Raw genomic sequence first — 17,455 nt, forward strand, 5'->3', positions numbered from 1 at the left:
GCTTTATGCGCGCGTGATCGACCCATTTCTCTACCATTCATCGAGTGTTCATCCGCAGCAGTTCATCGTTCGTTCATCGCGACGGATACGCGACGGGCACGCGAGCGGTTTTCAGGGCCCGAAGCCGGCGTGCCGGATACAATGCCGCAGCGCCGAAGCGTCCAGGCTTTGCCCAAACCGCGACCCAACCTGATTCGACCTCAACTCATGTCCAGTTCCACTCGGGCCTTCTTGCTCGGTCCGTTGCTCAAAGGGGTGTCCCGTTCGTTCTATCTGACGTTGCGCATCTTGCCCGCCGGCATGCGCGATCCGATCGGGCTTGCGTATCTGCTCGCGCGCGCCGCCGACACGATCGCCGATACCGCGCTGATTCCTGCGGCGCAACGCCTCGAATTGCTGCTTGCGTTGCGCGAGCAGATCAACGGCGCGACCGAGGACGGCGCTCTCGCGCGCCGCCTCGCTGGCGAAGTGGCGGGCCAGCAGACGCAGTCGGACGAAAAGGTGCTGCTCGAATCGATCGCGCCCGCGCTCGACGTGCTGGCGCAACTCGACGAGGCCGACCGCGCCGCCGTGCGCGAGATCGTCACGACGCTGACGACGGGCATGGAATTCGATCTGCGCACTTTCCCCGACGAGCGTTCGGGCCGGATCGCCGCACTGCGCGAATGGGACGAGCTGGACCGCTATACGTACCTCGTCGCGGGCTGCGTCGGCGAATTCTGGACGAAGATGACGTACGCGCATCTGCCCGGCACGTTGACGACGGACGCCGCGACGATGCTCGATCGCGGCGTGCGCTTCGGCAAGGCCTTGCAGATGACGAACGTGCTGCGCGATTGCGGCAAGGATCTGCGGATCGGGCGCTGCTATCTGCCGTCCGCGATGCTCGACCGGTTCGGGCTGAGCCCTGAGCAACTGCTTCAGCCGCAGGCATCGGCGCGCGCACAGCCGTTGATGCATGAGCTCGTGCGCAAGTCGCTCGATCATTTCCGCGCGGCGCTCGATTACACGCTCGCGATTCCGCGCTTCTCGCTGCGCTTGCGGCTCGCGTGCGTGTGGCCGATCGTGATCGGGCTCGAAACGCTGCTGCTGCTCGTCGACAACGCGCATTGGCTCGAACCGGCAAAGGTATCGAAGATCCAGCGCAAGCAGGTGTACGGGATCATCGCGCGTTCGCTTCCCGTTTCGCTGTCGGATGCGATGCTGCGCCGGTGGATCGAAGGTCTGATCGGTGCGATCGAAGCGCGCATCGACGTTCGCTGAGCCTCGCTCGTTGCCGCTTCGCCTGGCTGTACGGCAATCGAAAGCCTATGATGAACGTCACATGACTTGCAGCGAAGGGCGGCATCGGCCGCAATCGATCATGACCGATATCGTCGACTGGCATGCTCACGTGTATTTCGATCAGGCGACGCGCGATGCCGCGTGGGCTTTGCGCGAGGCCATCGAGGCCCGCTTCGGCGGCAGGCTCGAAATGGGTCGTTTTCACGAGCGTCTCGTCGGACCGCATCCGATGTGGTCGTATCAGCTCAAGTTCGGCCGCGAACTGTTCGCGGAGCTGTTCGAGTGGCTCACGCTCAATCATGGCGCGCTCGATGTCTTCATTCATCCGAACACAGGCGACGCACTGCGCGATCATCGTGAAGCGGCCGCGTGGATCGGGCGCTCTCATCAGTTGAATCTCGCCGCGCTGGGCGGATAGCGCGCTGCGCCCCGCGCACGATTGCGCGCCGTTGCGCGCTGCTGCACATCGTTACGCGCGATCGCGCGCGGAGGTCTCGTCATGACGATCACGAACGCAGTGTCGGGCACCAACGTCGATGAAGTATCGGATGGCATCTACCGGATCAACACGCCCGTCGTGTTCGAAGGCGGTCCGGGCGGCTTCTCGTTCAACCAGTATCTGATCGCCGACGACGAGCCGCTGCTCTTTCATACGGGGCCGCGCAAGATGTTCGCGCTCGTGCGCGAGGCGGTCGCGTCCGTGATTCCACCCGAGCGGCTGCGCCACATCGCTTTCTCGCATGTCGAGGCGGACGAGTGCGGGTCCCTGAACGAATGGCTCGCCGTCGCGCCCGACGCGCAGCCGCTGTGCGGATCGATTGCAAAGCTGGTGTCCATCGACGATCTCGCCGACCGTCCGGCGCGCGGCCTCGAAGACGGCGAAGCCGTCGATCTCGGCAAGCACAAGGTGCGCTGGCTCGCGACGCCGCATCTGCCGCACGCATGGGAATGCGGGATGATGATCGAAGAGACGACGCGCACGCTGCTATGCAGCGATCTCTTCACGCAACCGGGCAGCGATCATCCTCCCGTCACGGGTTCCGACATCCTCGGTCCGTGCGAAGCGTTCCGCCGCAGCATGGACTACTACTCGCACACGAAACACGCCGACGCGATGCTCGATCGGCTCGCCGCGCTCGAGCCGCGCACGCTCGCCTGCATGCACGGCAGCGCGTGGCAGGGCGACTGCGCTTCGCTGATCCGCGCGCTGGCGCAGTCGCTGCGCGAGTAAGGCTCTGCTGCTCAAACTGGCGGCGGCGCGGACGCGAACTTCTGCGCGGTCGATGAACGCCGATGCACGTTCGAACGCCGCAGTGCAGCAAGACTTTTTCGCGCGGGCGTGTCGATTCGCGTTGCCGCCGTTCGTCGTCAGGTTAAGTGGACCATTTGTCCGCTGTGCCGCTACCACTCAGCAAGGACGACGACGATGACCTTGAAGCTCTACGCCCATCCGTTTTCTTCGTATTGCCAGAAGGCGCTCACCGCGTTATACGAGAACGGCACGCCGTTCGAGTACCGCCGGCTCGACGAACCCGGCGCGATGGATGAACTCGCCGCGCGCTGGCCGATCAGGCGCTTTCCGCTACTCGTCGACGACGACCGCACGATCGTCGAGGCGACCGTGATCATCGAGCACCTCGGGCTGTTTCATCCCGGCCCCGTGCAACTGATACCGGACGATCCGCGCGCCGCGCTCGAAGTGCGCTTCATGGATCGCTTCTTCGACAACTATGTCGCGACGCCGCAGCAGAAGATCGTCTTCGACAGCTTGCGCAGCGAGGGCGAGCGCGACGCGCGCGGCGTCGCCGATGCACGCGCGCAGCTCGAAACCGCGTATGCGTGGCTCGACGAAGCGATGCGAAATCGCGAGTGGGCAGCGGGCGAGCGTTTCAGCCTCGCCGATTGCGCCGCCGCGCCGTTCCTCTTCTACGCCGACTGGACGCATCGGATCGACCCGAAGTTCGAGCACGTGATCGCGTATCGCCAGCGGCTGCTGAAACGGCCGTCATTCGCACGCGCCGTCGACGAAGCGCGTGTTTATCGGCACTTGTTTCCGCTCGGCGCGCCCGATCGCGACTGACTTCGATGCATCTGCGGCTGCCCCGTACATCGGGCAGCCGTTTCCATGCTTCTTCAACGGAGGCCGAACATGTCTTCTGCATCTTCTCTCGTGCCCGCCGCCGAGCTCGTGAAGCGCAACGGCAGGCACTATCCGAATGAAAGCGTCGAGTACCGACAGGCGCGCGACACGCTGCTCGCCGAGGAAATCGAGCTGCGCCGGCAGATCGAACGCGTCGCCGAGCTACGTCGCACATTGCCGCCCGGCGGGGAGGTGACGGGCGACTACCGCTTCGTCGGCGAAGCAGGGCCCGTCGATTTCGCGGGACTGTTCGGCGACAAGGACACGCTCGTCATCTACAGCTATATGTTCGGGCCGCAGCGCGAGCGGCCTTGTCCGATGTGCACGTCGCTGCTGAGCGCATGGGACGGCGAGGCGCGCGACATTGAGCAGCGCATCGCGCTGGCCGTCGTCGCGCGCTCGCCGATCGAGCGGCTCGTCGCGTTCAAGAAGGAGCGGGGCTGGCGCGATCTGAAGCTGTATTCGGATGTCAACGGCGAGTACAGCCGCGACTTCGGCGCGATCGGCACCGATGGCGGCGACGAGCCGGCGTTCCAGGTGTTCACGCGCCGGGGCGGCACGGTCCGGCATTTCTACGCTGCCGAGATGGGCTTCCCGACGGCGGACCCGGGACAGGACCCGCGCGGCGCGCCGGATCTGATGCCGATGTGGACGATCTTCGACATGACGCCGGAAGGGCGCGATCCGAACTGGTATCCGAAGCTCGACTACGCGAGGTGAATGGCGTGCGTTGAATGGCGCGTTGCGGTTGGCGTGATCGAAGCGCGAACGCACTCGCGCCGCATGGGCGCGGCCGTGTGCGGATCTGTGCGGGTTCCGCGTGAACGCTCAGTCTGCGATGCGCCGGTCGGCGAGTGCGCGTTCGCAGTCGCCGAGCACGGCGATCACGAGACGCGCCTGTGAATCGAGCTCGTCGGTATCGAGGATTTCTTCGACGGCGTCGCGCGCCCAGTCGGCTTCGACGAACGACGCGTGCCGCTGCGCGATGTCGAGTGCGATGGCCGACAGCTTCGCGATGCACAGCCAGTCCGCTGTGCGGCTATGCCTGTCGAGCCACTTGTGCGCGGCCTCCACGTGAAAAGCCGGCGAGGGCCAGGCTTCGTTCAGATACCAGGCACCGAGGCTCCCGCATGTGAGCCAGCAAAGCAGCTCCACGCGGTCGCGTTGGCTCAGAAGATGGCGTACATCACTCATGGCGACGCTCGCGAAGGTAACGGATATGACGTGAGTTCCGCGTAGCAAAGCTCGAACCCGTGTGTGTACGACAATATCACGAGGTTGTGCCGTACACGACAGGGTTTAACCGGATGTGTGCTTTCTCGCGCGCGTGTCCGAACGTGTGCTGGCCGACGATCGCGGGCGCTTTCCGATGCTCTTCGTGGCCATTGCACGGACGCAGCGCAGCGCGAACGCTCGATACCCGTCAGCGCGAACAGGCGTCGCGCGGATCGCCGGGATCGTCGAGCGTGATCATCTGACCATGATGCAGGACCGTGAACGCGTCGTCGGGCAGACTGGCTTCGCGGGTCGCCTCTGCGAGTTTTTTCGGCGGTTCGTCGAGCGGCTCGTCGGTCAACTCGAACGTGCCCCAGTGAACGCCGATAGCCTTTTTTGCATGCACGTCTTCGAAAACCTGCACGGCCTGCTGCGGATCGAGATGCGGCGGACCCATGAACCAGCGCGGCGCATATCCGCCGATCGGAATCAGCGCGAGGTCGAAACAGCCGAACGCCGCGCCGATCCGCTTCGCGTCAGCGGAATAGCCGGTGTCTCCCGCGAAATACAGCGAGTACGGATGCGCGGCGCCTTCGGGCGTCTTCACGACCCAGCCACCCCATAGCGTCTCGTTGCGGTCGGTTAGCGTGCGCGCGGACCAGTGCGTCGCGGGCACGAACCAGAAGTCGAGACCCGCCGCTTCCGTTTCATCGCCCCAGTCGAGTTCGCGCGCGTTCGTGATGCCCTTCTTCGCGAGCCAGTCCTTGATGCCGAGCGGCACGAGAAAGAGGGGCGGGCCGCCGGGCTGTCCGTTCAGCGCTTCGACGCTCTCCGTATCCAGATGGTCGTAGTGATTGTGCGAGATCAGCACGACGTCGATGTGCGGCAACTGGCCGAGCGTCAAGCCCGGCGGCACGCGCCGCTTCGGTCCGAGAAACGGAAGCGGCGACGCGCGCTCGGAAAACATAGGGTCGGTCAGGATGTTGGCGCCGCCGATCTGCAGCAACGTGCTCGCGTGGCCGATCCACGTCATCGTGTTTTCGCTGCGGTTCGCCTTGATCCATTCGACGTCGGAGTGATCGACGGGAAACGCGTAGCCGTTCGCGGGCGGCGGAGGCAAGCCGTGGATCAGACGGTTCCAGCGCCACTTCCAGAACGAGCCGCGCACGAGCGGCCCGTCGTTGTTCTCGAAGCCATGCTCCGTGCGCGGCGCGTGATGGATGCCCGCCGCGGCGACGCGCTCCGGCGATGGCTCCCGTTCCTGCGCACCGGCGACGCAAGGCGTCGCCGCGGCATGCACGGCGAAGGCGGCGCACAGCAAAGGCAGGCGAAGCGGGCGTGGCATCGTCAATGGCCAAATGGGCGCGAAGTGCTCGAACGGCGCAAGCCGGACAGTGGACTGTGCATCAGTGTAGACGGACACTGTTTTCGTCGCCGAAGCGACGGCAACGTGTTCGGCGCGAACGTAGGCCCGAACGACTGCAATCCGGTTCATCGGCTCGCCATATCCAGCGAGCACGGTTGAATTCCGGGTCGCAGTGCCTGTATTTTGCCGGCATTCGTCGTGTGCACCGAGCGACTTGCTAACCGGAAAAATTGTGCCGGCAGCGGAATGCAGAAGTGAAGTGAAATGCCGCTTGCCATCGATAAAGGGCGCGAATACGGTTCAAATCGTGCAATTTTTTTCCGAAACGCCGTGCTGACTGGCCCGATTCGAACCGTCAAAATTGAAAATAAGGCAAAATTCGGGGCATTCGCGTCGGCCTTGGCACCGCCGGCGGCATTTCCCAACCTTTCTCGACCGAGAGCAAAGCGATGAGTAACAAGCAACCTACGATCATCTACACCCTGACCGACGAAGCCCCGCTGCTCGCGACGAGTGCCTTTCTGCCGATCATCCGCACGTTTACCGCGCCCGCCGGCGTCAATGTCGAGACCAGCGACATCTCCGTGGCCGGCCGCATTCTCGGCGAGTTTCCGGAGTTCCTGACGGAAGAGCAGCGCGTGCCGGACAACCTGGCCGAGCTGGGCCGCCTCACGCAACTGCCGGACACGAACATCATCAAGCTGCCGAACATCAGCGCGTCGGTGCCGCAACTCGTCAACGCGATCAAGGAACTGCAAGCGAAGGGCTTCAAGGTGCCGGACTATCCGGAAGACCCGAAGACCGACGAAGAAAAGGCGATCCAGAAGCGCTACTCGAAGTGCCTCGGCAGCGCCGTGAACCCGGTTCTGCGCGAAGGCAACTCGGACCGCCGCGCGCCCGCCGCCGTCAAGAACTACGCACGCAAGCATCCGCACAGCATGGGCGAGTGGAGCATGGCGTCGCGCACGCACGTCGCGCACATGAAGCATGGCGACTTCTACCACGGCGAAAAGTCGATCACGCTCGACCGCGCGCGTGACGTCCGCATGGAACTCGTCACGAAGAGCGGCGAGACGATCGTGCTGAAGCCGAAGGTTGCGCTGCAGGACGGCGAGATCATCGACAGCATGTTCATGAGCAAGAAGGCGCTGGTCACGTTCTACGAAGACCAGATGGAAGACGCGCGCAAGACGGGCGTGATGCTGTCGCTGCACGTGAAGGCGACGATGATGAAGATCTCGCACCCGATCGTCTTCGGCCACGCAGTCAAGGTGTTCTATAAGGATGCGTTCGCGAAGCACCAGAAGCTCTTCGACGAACTGGGTGTGAACGTCAACAACGGCCTCGTCGATCTGTACACGAAGATCGAAGCGCTGCCGGAATCGAAGCGCGAAGAAGTGATCCGCGACATGCACGCGTGCCACGAGCACCGCCCCGCGCTGGCGATGGTCGACTCGGCGAAGGGCATCTCGAATCTGCACGCGCCGAACGATGTGATCGTCGACGCGTCGATGCCCGCGATGATCCGCGCAGGCGGCAAGATGTGGGGCGCCGACGGCCGTCCAGCCGACACGAAGTGCGTGATCCCGGAAAGCACGTTCGCGCGCATCTACCAGGAAATCATCAACTTCTGCAAGACCAACGGCGCGTTCGATCCGAAGACGATGGGCACGGTGCCGAACGTCGGCCTGATGGCGCAGAAGGCGGAAGAGTACGGCTCGCACGACAAGACCTTCGAGATTCCCGCAGACGGCGAAGCGCGCATCGTCGACATCGCGACGGGCGAGGTGCTGAGCGCGCTCACGCAGCAGGTCGAGAAGGGCGACATCTGGCGCATGTGCCAGGTGAAGGACGCGCCGATCCGCGACTGGGTCAAGCTTGCCGTCACGCGCGCGCGCAACTCGGGCATGCCGGCCGTGTTCTGGCTCGACCCGTACCGTCCGCACGAAGCCGAGCTGATCAAGAAGGTCGAAACGTACCTGAAGGATCACGACACGTCGGGTCTCGATCTCCAGATCATGTCGCAGGTTCGCGCGATGCGTTACTCGCTGGAGCGCGTGATTCGCGGTCTGGACACGATCTCGGTGACGGGCAACATCCTGCGCGACTACCTGACCGACCTGTTCCCGATCATGGAACTGGGCACGTCCGCGAAGATGCTGTCGATCGTCCCGCTGATGGCAGGCGGCGGCATGTACGAAACGGGCGCGGGCGGTTCGGCGCCGAAGCACGTGAAGCAGCTGGCCGAAGAAAATCACCTGCGCTGGGATTCGCTGGGCGAGTTCCTCGCGCTGGCCGTGTCGCTGGAAGAGCTTGGCATCAAGTCGGGCAACGAGAAGGCGAAGATCCTCGCGAAGACGCTCGACGCGGCAACGGGCAAGCTGCTCGACAACAACAAGAGCCCTTCGCCGAAGACGGGCGAGCTCGACAATCGCGGCAGCCAGTTCTACCTCGCGATGTACTGGGCGCAGGAGCTAGCCGCGCAGACGCAAGACGCGGAACTCGCTGCGAAGTTCGCACCGCTCGCGAAGGTGCTGACGGACAACGAGAAGACGATCGTCGGCGAACTGTCGGATGTGCAGGGCAAGGAAGCGGACATCGGCGGCTACTACAAGCCCGACTTCGCGAAGCTGGATAGCGTAATGCGTCCGAGCAAGACGCTCAACGCCGCGCTGGCCGCCGTGACGGCCTGAGCCGCAGCAGCGTAGCGCTGTGAACGAAGCCCGCGCATTTCGATGCGCGGGCTTTTTAAAGAAACCGCACCGAAGCGGATCTGTTCATCAGGGTGCACTTGAGCCTACCAGGTTCTTTTCTTCAACGTGTAGGCATAAAGCCCGTACTGCGTATTTGTCGCCGCGTCGAAATAGACGCCCTGCGTGATTCCATCATCAGTATCGGCCCACGACTTGCCGTAGTCCTTGCTTGCCAGCGTCATATCGTGGGGTGCGCCTTCTCGTGTCGCATCCGTCGCATAAACAAGCAATACGCCCCGCTTCCCTACGCTGAGGCCGTCCAGTGTCAAACCTGCGTCGAACGTATTTCGTTGTTCGACTGCGGCTGGATTTCCGCGACTGGTCCACGTCGAAATTGCACCTGTGCGATCTCCGTTATCGTTTCGGTCGTTTCAGTTGCGTGGTAATCCCAGGCGTGAAAGGGCGTAGATGGAATAGGTGTAATCCGGTTGTGTCTGCTCCGATTCAAGGGACACCACAACCTGACCGGGGAGCACAACATCCTGCTCAAAGGTCTCGCTATCCCATTTCAGCTTTTCGATGACGCTCGATTGCAGGATTTCGCCCAATTGGGTCACGTAGCAGGCAACGCGCAACGTTCCATCGGAACCGAGGTTCACGCCGTCGAAGGTCTTTCGCGGCTCACGGTCGTCGGTGGCGAAATAGGGGACGTTGATTTCTCTCCATGAATGGCCACCGTCCGCTGTGCGCCATACGCGTGGACCCCAGCCCACTGCATAGCCGCGCTCGGAATCGAGGAACATCAGTTGCCCGATGTTCTGATTCTCGGGCCATTTGAGCTGGGTCCAGTTCTTTCCGCCGTCGTGCGAGCGCCAGAGCTTCGTGATATGCGGCGCAGGTCCTTTTTCATGATCAGCACGTTTGTAGTCCATCCAGTCCGTGCTGATGTATTGCGTGCTCCAGGCTTTCGAATACCACCAGGCCGCATCCTGCCCGGGTTGCTGGAAATAGCGAGTCAGGCCACCGTCAATCGTGCCTCGAAAGAAGCCGACTGTAGACCGATTGAGCCGCTCACTCGAATTATTCATCCATGCTTCGGTAGGCTCCGCGACCTGCGGGCCCTTCAGTTGTTCAACCGGCTTGAACGTGATTATGGGGTCCGCAATTTTGAGACTGATGACTTCATTCCCGCTTATCCGGCAGTCGCCGCCCCCATACGGTTTGTCATTCTTCATGAAAGTCGTTGAAATTGTCTTCCAGCCTGGTGTCGTCATGTTGCGATATCCGCAAGTTGCGACGGCTAGTACCGACAAGCCGCCCACGATTAAATTCCTGCGCTTGAGCATTCGCATTTCACTTCGCGTTCATCAGACGCCCGAGTATCTTGCTCACCGGATCGTCAACATCCATCTTGGCGTCATCCCACGCGTCGCCGAGAGTCTTGCCGGCAACAACTTTGCCGCTGTCCCATACCTGCTGGTAGGTTCGCGGATCTGCCCACTCCTCTAGAGCCGGGCCTCCCATGATCTTGAGCATGTCGCCAATCTGCAGGTCCGCCAGTCCACCGTCCAGGTACGCAAGTGGGTGCGTCTTGAACGCGAAGGTCTTGAACGTTTTGCTGTCCAGTTCGAGCTGATACTGTGTGACCGCCATCTTGAAACTCCCATTACCGTGCTTGGCGCTACTGATCTTGATGATTTTTCCCTGCATATTTTGTTTAAGTCCATCTTCCATGTTTTTTTGCAGATACCACCTTGCGCTACAAAGCCATGCTTGCCCGGCGGGGCTCAATGTCGGGTATAGCTTCGCGCCGTAGTTCGAACAATAGAAATAGCCGTAACTCAGGTAGTAGGAGGGCGGTTTATGTCCGCAGCCGATGTGACGCATCATGAAGTTGCTGTGCCTCGACCAGTCTGAAGCGGTGCATTCCGGCTGGATCAGCGTCTGGCGCTCATGTAGCAGACGCGCAGCAACTTCCTTGTCCGTCCACGGGTCCCAAGAGGTTGCAAAGGCTTTGACAGTCGCCCACGCGCTTCCTGCCGTGACCTTTGTGACGGTATCAACGTACTCGCAATGCAGAGGCCTGTAGTAATACTCGCAGTGCCCGATGATCGAGTCCGCTGCCGGAGGAACCTGAACTTCGCATGCGGTCCGCTCCACTCTTGCGCGCTTCGTGTACGACCTTGGCGTCATATACGATTCCGCGTAACCCACGATTCTGTCGTCATCTGCCATATCTATTTACCCTTCAACTGAATTTTCACGCCCTGCGGAACGTGACTCTGCGCCAACGATGTTTCACCGTGCTCGTTGGTCGTACCCTCAGCAATCACCTTGTTCTCCGAGAACATCCGGTATTGCGTATTGGCAACTGGCACCTCGGTCCCGGCCCAATGCACAACAAACGCTTCATCAAACGCCCCCGCTGATTCTGGCAATGGCGCAATTGCTTCCGCAATGCGCTGCGCTTTCTTCTTCTGGACCGTGATGGTCTTGATGAGAAGGTCGAGCGGACCGCCCAGCGTGACGTTGCCGTCTTTGAGTTGCACAAATGCGCCGCCGCATTCAAGAACAAGTTCCTTCTTTGCGCTGATGCGCACTGTGCCGTTGACGCTCGCCACCGTCACATCCCTGTCGGCCAGCAACGACATTGCATCGCTCTGGGCCTGCACCTCAATTGGCCCTTTCGCAGCGAACAGCTTCAGTCCGAGCTTCTGCGCGAACATCGACACCAGTTCGCCCGCGGCCACCGTGAAACGCTTCGCGACGCTGACATCGGCGTTCTTGCCCGCCACGGCCGAGATGCTGTCCTGCGCCGCGAGCTGCATGCCACGGCCGGATGCGATGGCAATCGAGCCCGGCGCGCTCGCGAGCAGCCCCGGCTGCTTCAGGCCGTCGAGGTCATCCTTCACGCCTTGCTGCGCGTCGATATCCGCGGGCACTGCCTTCGCGCTGCGCGCCGAATCGGCCAGTGCCTTCGCCAGTTCCAGCGCACGCTCAAGCTGCGCGATGGTTTCCTGCATGTCGAGCTGCTGGCCGGTGGCGCCGGGACGATCGTATGCCGTGAGGTGCAGCCCCTTGCCCGCACGCTGCACGCCATAGCCGGACGTGCGCAGCTCATAGCCCTCGCCCCGATACGCCAGCTTCCGGTTCACCAGATAGCCGAGGTTCAGTTGCGACTTGCCCGAGTGTTCCGTGCTGAGCTTGATGCCCTCCTGGCCCGCCCAGTCCTCCATGCGCAGCTTGTTGTTGCGCTGCGTGCGGATCACGTTGCGCGAGAGCCAGCGCCGATCGCTCGTCACGAGGTCCCGCGCCTGGCTGTGATGGTGGAAACCGATGATCTCGGGCTTGTCCGGGTCCGCGTCCCGGAAGGAAATCACGGCCTCGTCGCCGTCCAGCGCCGGGAAGTGGAAGCCCGTCTGCAACCTGCCGGCGAACGGCTTCGCCAGCCGCAGCGGCACACTCTCGCCGCCTTTGGGCCAGTCCGCAAAATCGACATCGAACCGCACGGTGTAGTAACCGGCCGCGCTCAGGTAAGCATATTGGTAGGTGTCCGGGGACGTGACGCGCGCGCTGAGTGCGCCCGCGATTTGTGGCCACGTTTCAGGTTCCAGTCTGAGCCTGAAACGCCGCTCGGCGGGAATGGCCTTGTAGCTGTTGGCGTAGGATCTGTCGCGCGCGCCGCTGTGCGTCGCCTCCACAATTACCTGCCCTTTGGTCGCGTCCAGCAGGGTGATGTCGTCTATATCCAGCACACGCCCGGGTTGCAACGCCAGCACATTGCTGTTGCCTTCGTAGATCACCTGCCACGTGATGGCCGCCTCGTGGCGCAACTGCGCCTCCCACTGCGCGCCCGCCTGGTCGAGGTGGTGGGTGCCATAGATGTACGGCTGGCCGTACGTGGTCGGGTCCTGCGGCGCGACGTTGGCCTCGTCCCTGAAACGCTCCCACGCCTGTTCCGGGTTGTAGTCGGCGACCGCGTACGACTGTGGCACCGTGACCGCGTGAGTCTTCAGCGCGGTGACCGCCTCGACGCCCGCCGCTTCGAGTCCTGCCGCCTCGCGGTAGGGCACCACCAGTTGCAGGTCATACAGATAGTGATCGATATCGTCTCCGAACACGATCTGGTCGCCGTGTTCGGTCTCAACGATGTAACTGTAGATGCCCGCCTTCTGCATGAGCATCTGCACGTACGACAGATCATCGACCTTGTACTGGAAGCGGAACCGGTGCTGCGGATACTGTCGGCGCGGCCGGAAGGCGAACTGGTGACCGGCCATGCCGTGACGGCGCAGGATCGCCTCGATGATCTGCGGCGTGCTCTGGTGCTGGTAGATGCAGCTCGTTGTTACCGCGTCCAGTCGTCCGAAATGGGACTTCAGCACTAGCTCGTACTTCGTAAAGTCCTTCGTCGTCTGGATTGTCGAGAAGCGCGCGAGGAAGCCCGAGAATTTCCGGGGCGCGCCGTCATCGGGAACAATGGAGAAGGTCGCATCGCGGTTCAGGTAGTCAGCACGCGCAAGCCCATGGGGGTGGGTCAGCACGATGCAGACTTCCGTCGGCGCGCCCATCTTCTCGACCGCCTCGAACGCCACGACCGACAGCGCTTGCGCGCCTGCCGTTCCCGGCACATCCAGGAAGTAGGCCTGACGCCCCGTTATATCTCGCCACAACGGATTGAATATCGCCATTTCTTCTCCCTGAAAACGCCAACAGCGAAATGATGAGGAATGCGAAGCCAGATTCACCCTGAATTTCCACCGACCCCGGAACGGAATTGCTCTCCAATATAATCAAACAAACTTGTAAATGGGGCGCCGTTCAGGCGCAGCAGATAAACATCACAAAATTTGACTTTCGATAGACTGCCTAATATGGCCGTTAAACCGGACGCTCCAATGATTTCAAATGCTCGCGTTGCGCAGGCTTATTCGTTTCAGCGCATGGAGAAAAAGGGGGTTCATCCAGATAACCGGCGAACGCCGCGCGTGGTCGACCATCAGGCGTTCATCGCACCTGAACCCACTGCGCGACCGCTCACCCGACAGCGCCGAATGAACACGCCGATGGCACAATAACGCGTTCATTCGATGCGCCACGGAGCACCGACATGAAATCGGACGACGACCTGAAACACTTCGCATTGCACGGCGCCGCGCCGCTGCCTGCCGCTGTCGATGAGGGCTTCGTGGACAACGACGGCGCGCGCATCGCGTGGTCGACATACGGCGCGGGCAGCCAGCCCGTGATGGGCCAGCCCGTGATGGGCCAGCCCGTGATGGGCCAGCCCGTCGTACTGCTGCACGGCGGTCTCGGGCATCGCGGCAACTGGGGCTATCAGGTGCCCGCGCTCGTCGATGCCGGCTACCGCGCGATCCTGATCGACAGCCGTGGACATGGGCGCAGCACGCGCGATGCGCGACCCTACAGCTATGAGCGGATGGCCTCCGATGTGCTCGCCGTGCTCGACGCGCTGCATGTGCAGAAGGCCGCGTTCGTCGGCTGGAGCGACGGCGCGTGCACCGCGCTGGACCTCGCCCGGCGCGCGCCCGAGCGCGTCGCGGGCGTGTTCTTTTTCGCCTGCAACATGGACCCCGGCGGCGCAAAGGAATTCGTGCCGACTCCGGTGATTGAGCGCTGCTTCAAGCGGCATCGGGAAGACTACGAGGCGCTGTCCGCGACGCCGGACGATTTCGATGCGTTCGTCGCCGCCGTCAGCGAGATGCAGCGCACGCAGCCCAACTATTCGGCCGACGATCTCGCGCGAATCGGCGTGCGTGTCGTCGTGGCCATCGGCGAGGACGACGAGTTCATCAGGCAAGAGCACGCCGCGTATCTCGCGCAAACCATCCCCGACGCCGAACTGATCGTGCTGCCGAACGTCAGCCATTTCGCGCCGCTGCAAAGGCCGGCGCTGTTCAACGGCGTGATCGAGCGCTTCGCGGGAACGGTATTCGAACCAGACGAATAGATCTCGACGAGCGCGAATGAGCACCGCGCTCCATTCGCCGCCTACTTGTTCTTCGCGCTCGCCGCCACGTCCTCGTCTCTCTCCCATCCGCCGCCGAGCGCGAGGAACAGGTTCACCTGATCGATCGCCACCTGACCGTCGGCGGCCGCCACCTGCGAAGCGACGCTCGTGAGCGTGCGCGTCGCGTCGAGGTCGTCGATGAACGACTCGCGGCCCGCGGCATAGAGCCGGTGCGTTTCGTCCGCCGACTGCACAGCCGATTTGTACGCAGTGCGCAACGCATCGGCGCGCGTCGTGTCGGATGCGTAGGTGGACAGGCTCGTCTGCGTTTCGCGCAGCGCGTTCAGCACGACGCCGTCGAAGTGCGCAAGCGCGCCGCCCGTCGATGCCTCCGCTTCATGCACGCGCGCCCGTTGCCCGTTGATCGGAAAAGTCCAGCTGATCAACGGCCCGAATGCCCAGCGGTTCGTCGTCGCGCCCAACAGGTCTTCCGCGACGCCGACCGAGCCAACCGACGCACCGAAGCTCACGGACGGATACAGCGCCGCCGTCGCGACGCCGATGCGCGCCGTCGATGACGCCAGTTGCCGCTCGGCCTGGCGCACGTCGGGGCGTCGTTTGAGCAGCGCGGCGCCATCGCCGACGGGAATCGGCTGCGTCAGATGCGGCACCTTGTTGCAGACGAGGGCGGCGGGCGGCAGGTCCGACGGCGCGCGCGCGAGCAGCATCGCGAGCCGGTATTGCGCCGCGCGGCGGCGCGCGACGAAGCGCGGGATCTCGGCGGCGAGCGTGTCGGCCTGCGTCTGTCCGCGCGTGACGTCCGGCTGGTTGCCGCGCCCCGCGTCGCGCAGCCGCTGCGTGAGCTTGACCCGTTGCCTCTGCAACGACAGCGATTGCTGGGCGATCTTCAGTTCGTCGGCGGCCGAACACGATTCGACATACGCGCGCACGACATCCGCGACCACCGTGATGCGCGCGAGATCGCTCGCGGCTTCGACCGCTTCGTCGTCGGCCTTCGCGGCCTCGACGCCGCGCCGCAGCTTGCCGAACAGATCGAATTCATACGACACGCTCAGGTCGAGCGCGCCTTCCGTGACGACGGGAAGCTTCTCCGTCAGCAGAAACTGTTCTGCCGATTCCTGCGCGCGCTGGAAAGCCGCCGACGTCTTGCCCGAGAAGCCGCCCTGTTCGTTGGCGAAATCGACTTGCGCACGCGAGCGCGCCAGATTGGCCGCAGCGATGCGCAAATCGGTATTCGACGCCAGCGCCTGCGTAACGAGTTGATCGAGCACGGGGTCGTCGTACAGACGCCACCACTTCGACGGCACGGGTTGCTGCGTAACGGGCGCGTTGTCCGCGCCGTCGATGGCCGCGTTCGCATACGGCGCGTTGACCATCGCGTCGTCGGGCAGCTTGTAGTTCGGGCCGACCGTCATGCAGCCGCTCAGCGCCAGCGCGAGGGGAAGCAGGGCGGGCAGCCACGCGCAGCCGGCGCGCGCTGCCGTCATGAACGGATTGCGTTTCATCGTAATGCGCCCGAAGCAGGTTGCGTTGCACGGGACGGCGACGCGCCGGCGACAGCGGCGCTCGCCGTCGATGCGCCCGCGCCACCGGAAGCCGATGGCGACGCGGCAAGCGCCGAAGCAGCAACGGCATCCGAAGCCGCAGGTCTTCCAATAGACGGCCCGAGGCCGCGCACCGACACCGTCGCCGTGCGGCCCGCGATCATGCGGAAGTCGGCGGGAATCTCATCGAGCGCGACGCGCACGGGAATGCGCTGCGCCAGACGCACCCAGCTGAACGCCGGGTTCACGTTAGGCAGCAGGTTGGCGCTTTGCTGGCGGTCGCGGTCCTCGATCGCGGCGACGATGCTCTGCACGTGTCCGCGCAATACGTTCGGTTCGCCCATCACCTTGATGTCGACGGGCTGGCCGATGTCGATGCCGTGCAGCTTGGTTTCCTCGAAGTAGCCGTCGACGCGGAACGAGTGCATGTCCACCACCGACAGCACCGCGCGTCCCGCCGACACGAACTCGCCGGCGCGCGGCGCGCGGTCGTTCAGGTAGCCGTCGACGGGGCTCACGATCACCGTGCGCTGCAGGTTCAGACGTGCCGTGTCGATCGCGACTTCGGCATCGGCGAGCGCGGCGGCCGCCTGTTCGACGCGCGAGTGCGTCTCTTCGACGGATTCGCGCGCGACGAGATTGCCTAGCGCGCGGTTGCGCGCGTCTTCGCGGCGCGCCTGATCGAGCGTCGCGCGGCGCTGCTGCGCGGTAGCCTGCGCGTTGCGCAGCGCAAGCTCGTAGCGCGCCTGGTCGATCACGAAGAGGACGTCGCCGCGCTTGACCTCCTGGTTGTCGACGACCTTCACTTGCGTGATGAGCCCGGACACGTCGGGCGCGACCTGGATGACGTCGGCGCGCACGTGGCCGTCGCGCGTCCACGGCGCGAACATGTAGTAGTCGACCAGCTTCCACAGCACGGCTGCCGCGATCGCGACGACGATGAGAGTGAGCAGGATCTGCCCGACGGAGAACCAGGTTTTTTTCACGTTATGAGCCGGTGCGAAACGATGACGACCAGCCCCAGCACCAGTACATAAATGCCGAGGTCGAAAATGGAGCGGTGCCAGATGAAGCGATATATGCCGATGCGCGCGAGCACGGTGCGGATCGCCAGATTCAGCAGATAGGCGATGAGCATCAGCACCAGCACGGCGGGCACAAATACGCCGAGAACATCGATTTCGCCGATCATGTGCGTCGACAGAATGAAAAGGGTTGAGT

General features: G+C 63.2%; 17 protein-coding genes. 7 read left to right on the plus strand and 10 right to left on the minus strand.

The genetic code is table 11. The features are described from left to right. Positions 1-207 precede the first annotated feature (207 nt). The 5 genes from AB4Y32_RS07700 to AB4Y32_RS07720 all read left to right on the plus strand — a co-directional run bounded on the left by AB4Y32_RS07700 (position 208) and on the right by AB4Y32_RS07720 (position 4,144). The gene (locus AB4Y32_RS07700; protein WP_368720751.1) at positions 208-1,263 is read left to right on the plus strand and encodes a phytoene/squalene synthase family protein; all 1,056 of its coding nucleotides are present in this window, start codon (positions 208-210) and stop codon (positions 1,261-1,263) included. 100 nt (positions 1,264-1,363) lie between these two features. Beyond that, a complete protein-coding gene (locus AB4Y32_RS07705) occupies positions 1,364-1,702 on the plus strand; it encodes a DOPA 4,5-dioxygenase family protein (RefSeq protein WP_368721081.1) in 339 nt (112 codons plus the stop codon). Positions 1,703-1,783: 81 nt separating this feature from the next. Further along, entirely contained in the window at positions 1,784-2,515 is a 732-nt protein-coding gene (locus AB4Y32_RS07710) for an FprA family A-type flavoprotein (protein ID WP_368720752.1), read from the plus strand. A 195-nt stretch (positions 2,516-2,710) separates the two neighbouring features. Then, the gene (locus AB4Y32_RS07715; RefSeq protein WP_368720753.1) at positions 2,711-3,364 is read left to right on the plus strand and encodes a glutathione S-transferase family protein; all 654 of its coding nucleotides are present in this window, start codon (positions 2,711-2,713) and stop codon (positions 3,362-3,364) included. Positions 3,365-3,433: 69 nt separating this feature from the next. Further along, on the plus strand, positions 3,434-4,144 hold the full coding sequence (locus AB4Y32_RS07720; RefSeq protein ID WP_368720754.1) for a DUF899 family protein: 711 nt from the start codon (positions 3,434-3,436) through the stop codon (positions 4,142-4,144). 108 nt (positions 4,145-4,252) lie between these two features. Here AB4Y32_RS07720 and AB4Y32_RS07725 read toward each other — a convergent pair whose 3' ends face one another. The 3 genes from AB4Y32_RS07725 to AB4Y32_RS07735 form a co-directional block, all read right to left on the minus strand. Beyond that, the gene (locus AB4Y32_RS07725) at positions 4,253-4,618 is read right to left on the minus strand and encodes a hypothetical protein (RefSeq protein ID WP_087737552.1); all 366 of its coding nucleotides are present in this window, start codon (positions 4,616-4,618) and stop codon (positions 4,253-4,255) included. A 229-nt stretch (positions 4,619-4,847) separates the two neighbouring features. After that, positions 4,848-5,984, minus strand: coding sequence for an MBL fold metallo-hydrolase (locus tag AB4Y32_RS07730; RefSeq protein WP_368721082.1), 1,137 nt, complete (start codon positions 5,982-5,984; stop codon positions 4,848-4,850). 146 nt (positions 5,985-6,130) lie between these two features. Beyond that, positions 6,131-6,430, minus strand: a complete 300-nt coding sequence (locus AB4Y32_RS07735) for a hypothetical protein (RefSeq protein WP_368720755.1) — start codon at positions 6,428-6,430, stop codon at positions 6,131-6,133. A 24-nt stretch (positions 6,431-6,454) separates the two neighbouring features. Between AB4Y32_RS07735 and AB4Y32_RS07740 the strand changes: the two genes are divergently transcribed. Continuing rightward, the gene (locus AB4Y32_RS07740; RefSeq protein WP_368720756.1) at positions 6,455-8,698 is read left to right on the plus strand and encodes an NADP-dependent isocitrate dehydrogenase; all 2,244 of its coding nucleotides are present in this window, start codon (positions 6,455-6,457) and stop codon (positions 8,696-8,698) included. A gap of 104 nt (positions 8,699-8,802) precedes the next feature. Here AB4Y32_RS07740 and AB4Y32_RS07745 read toward each other — a convergent pair whose 3' ends face one another. The 4 genes from AB4Y32_RS07745 to AB4Y32_RS07760 form a co-directional block, all read right to left on the minus strand. After that, complete coding sequence (locus AB4Y32_RS07745; RefSeq protein ID WP_368720757.1) at positions 8,803-9,027, minus strand: hypothetical protein; 225 nt, start codon at positions 9,025-9,027, stop codon at positions 8,803-8,805. A 102-nt stretch (positions 9,028-9,129) separates the two neighbouring features. After that, the gene (locus AB4Y32_RS07750) at positions 9,130-10,050 is read right to left on the minus strand and encodes a glycosyl hydrolase (RefSeq protein WP_368720758.1); all 921 of its coding nucleotides are present in this window, start codon (positions 10,048-10,050) and stop codon (positions 9,130-9,132) included. A gap of 1 nt (position 10,051) precedes the next feature. Next, positions 10,052-10,933: a hypothetical protein gene (locus AB4Y32_RS07755; protein WP_368720759.1), complete on the minus strand. Its 882-nt coding sequence runs from the start codon at positions 10,931-10,933 to the stop codon at positions 10,052-10,054. A 2-nt stretch (positions 10,934-10,935) separates the two neighbouring features. After that, positions 10,936-13,389 (minus strand): type VI secretion system Vgr family protein, encoded by a 2,454-nt coding sequence (locus tag AB4Y32_RS07760; RefSeq protein WP_368720760.1) that lies wholly within the window; start codon positions 13,387-13,389, stop codon positions 10,936-10,938. Positions 13,390-13,808: 419 nt separating this feature from the next. Here AB4Y32_RS07760 and AB4Y32_RS07765 point away from each other — a divergent pair, with 419 nt between their 5' ends. After that, the gene (locus AB4Y32_RS07765) at positions 13,809-14,669 is read left to right on the plus strand and encodes an alpha/beta fold hydrolase (RefSeq protein ID WP_368720761.1); all 861 of its coding nucleotides are present in this window, start codon (positions 13,809-13,811) and stop codon (positions 14,667-14,669) included. A gap of 41 nt (positions 14,670-14,710) precedes the next feature. Here AB4Y32_RS07765 and AB4Y32_RS07770 read toward each other — a convergent pair whose 3' ends face one another. Genes AB4Y32_RS07770 through AB4Y32_RS07780 form a run of 3 tightly spaced genes read right to left on the minus strand, consistent with a single transcriptional unit; the run spans position 14,711 to position 17,426 of the window. Further along, positions 14,711-16,195, minus strand: a complete 1,485-nt coding sequence (locus AB4Y32_RS07770; RefSeq protein ID WP_368720762.1) for an efflux transporter outer membrane subunit — start codon at positions 16,193-16,195, stop codon at positions 14,711-14,713. Next, positions 16,192-17,220, minus strand: coding sequence for an efflux RND transporter periplasmic adaptor subunit (locus AB4Y32_RS07775; protein WP_368720763.1), 1,029 nt, complete (start codon positions 17,218-17,220; stop codon positions 16,192-16,194). The genes AB4Y32_RS07770 and AB4Y32_RS07775 overlap by 4 nt, the downstream gene beginning before the upstream one ends. After that, a complete protein-coding gene (locus tag AB4Y32_RS07780) occupies positions 17,217-17,426 on the minus strand; it encodes a DUF1656 domain-containing protein (protein WP_368720764.1) in 210 nt (69 codons plus the stop codon). Before AB4Y32_RS07780 ends, AB4Y32_RS07775 begins: the two co-directional genes overlap by 4 nt. Positions 17,427-17,455: the final 29 nt, after the last annotated feature.

It is taken from the genome of Paraburkholderia phymatum (genome assembly GCF_040965635.1).
Taxonomy (GTDB): Bacteria; Pseudomonadota; Gammaproteobacteria; order Burkholderiales; family Burkholderiaceae; genus Paraburkholderia; species Paraburkholderia phymatum_B.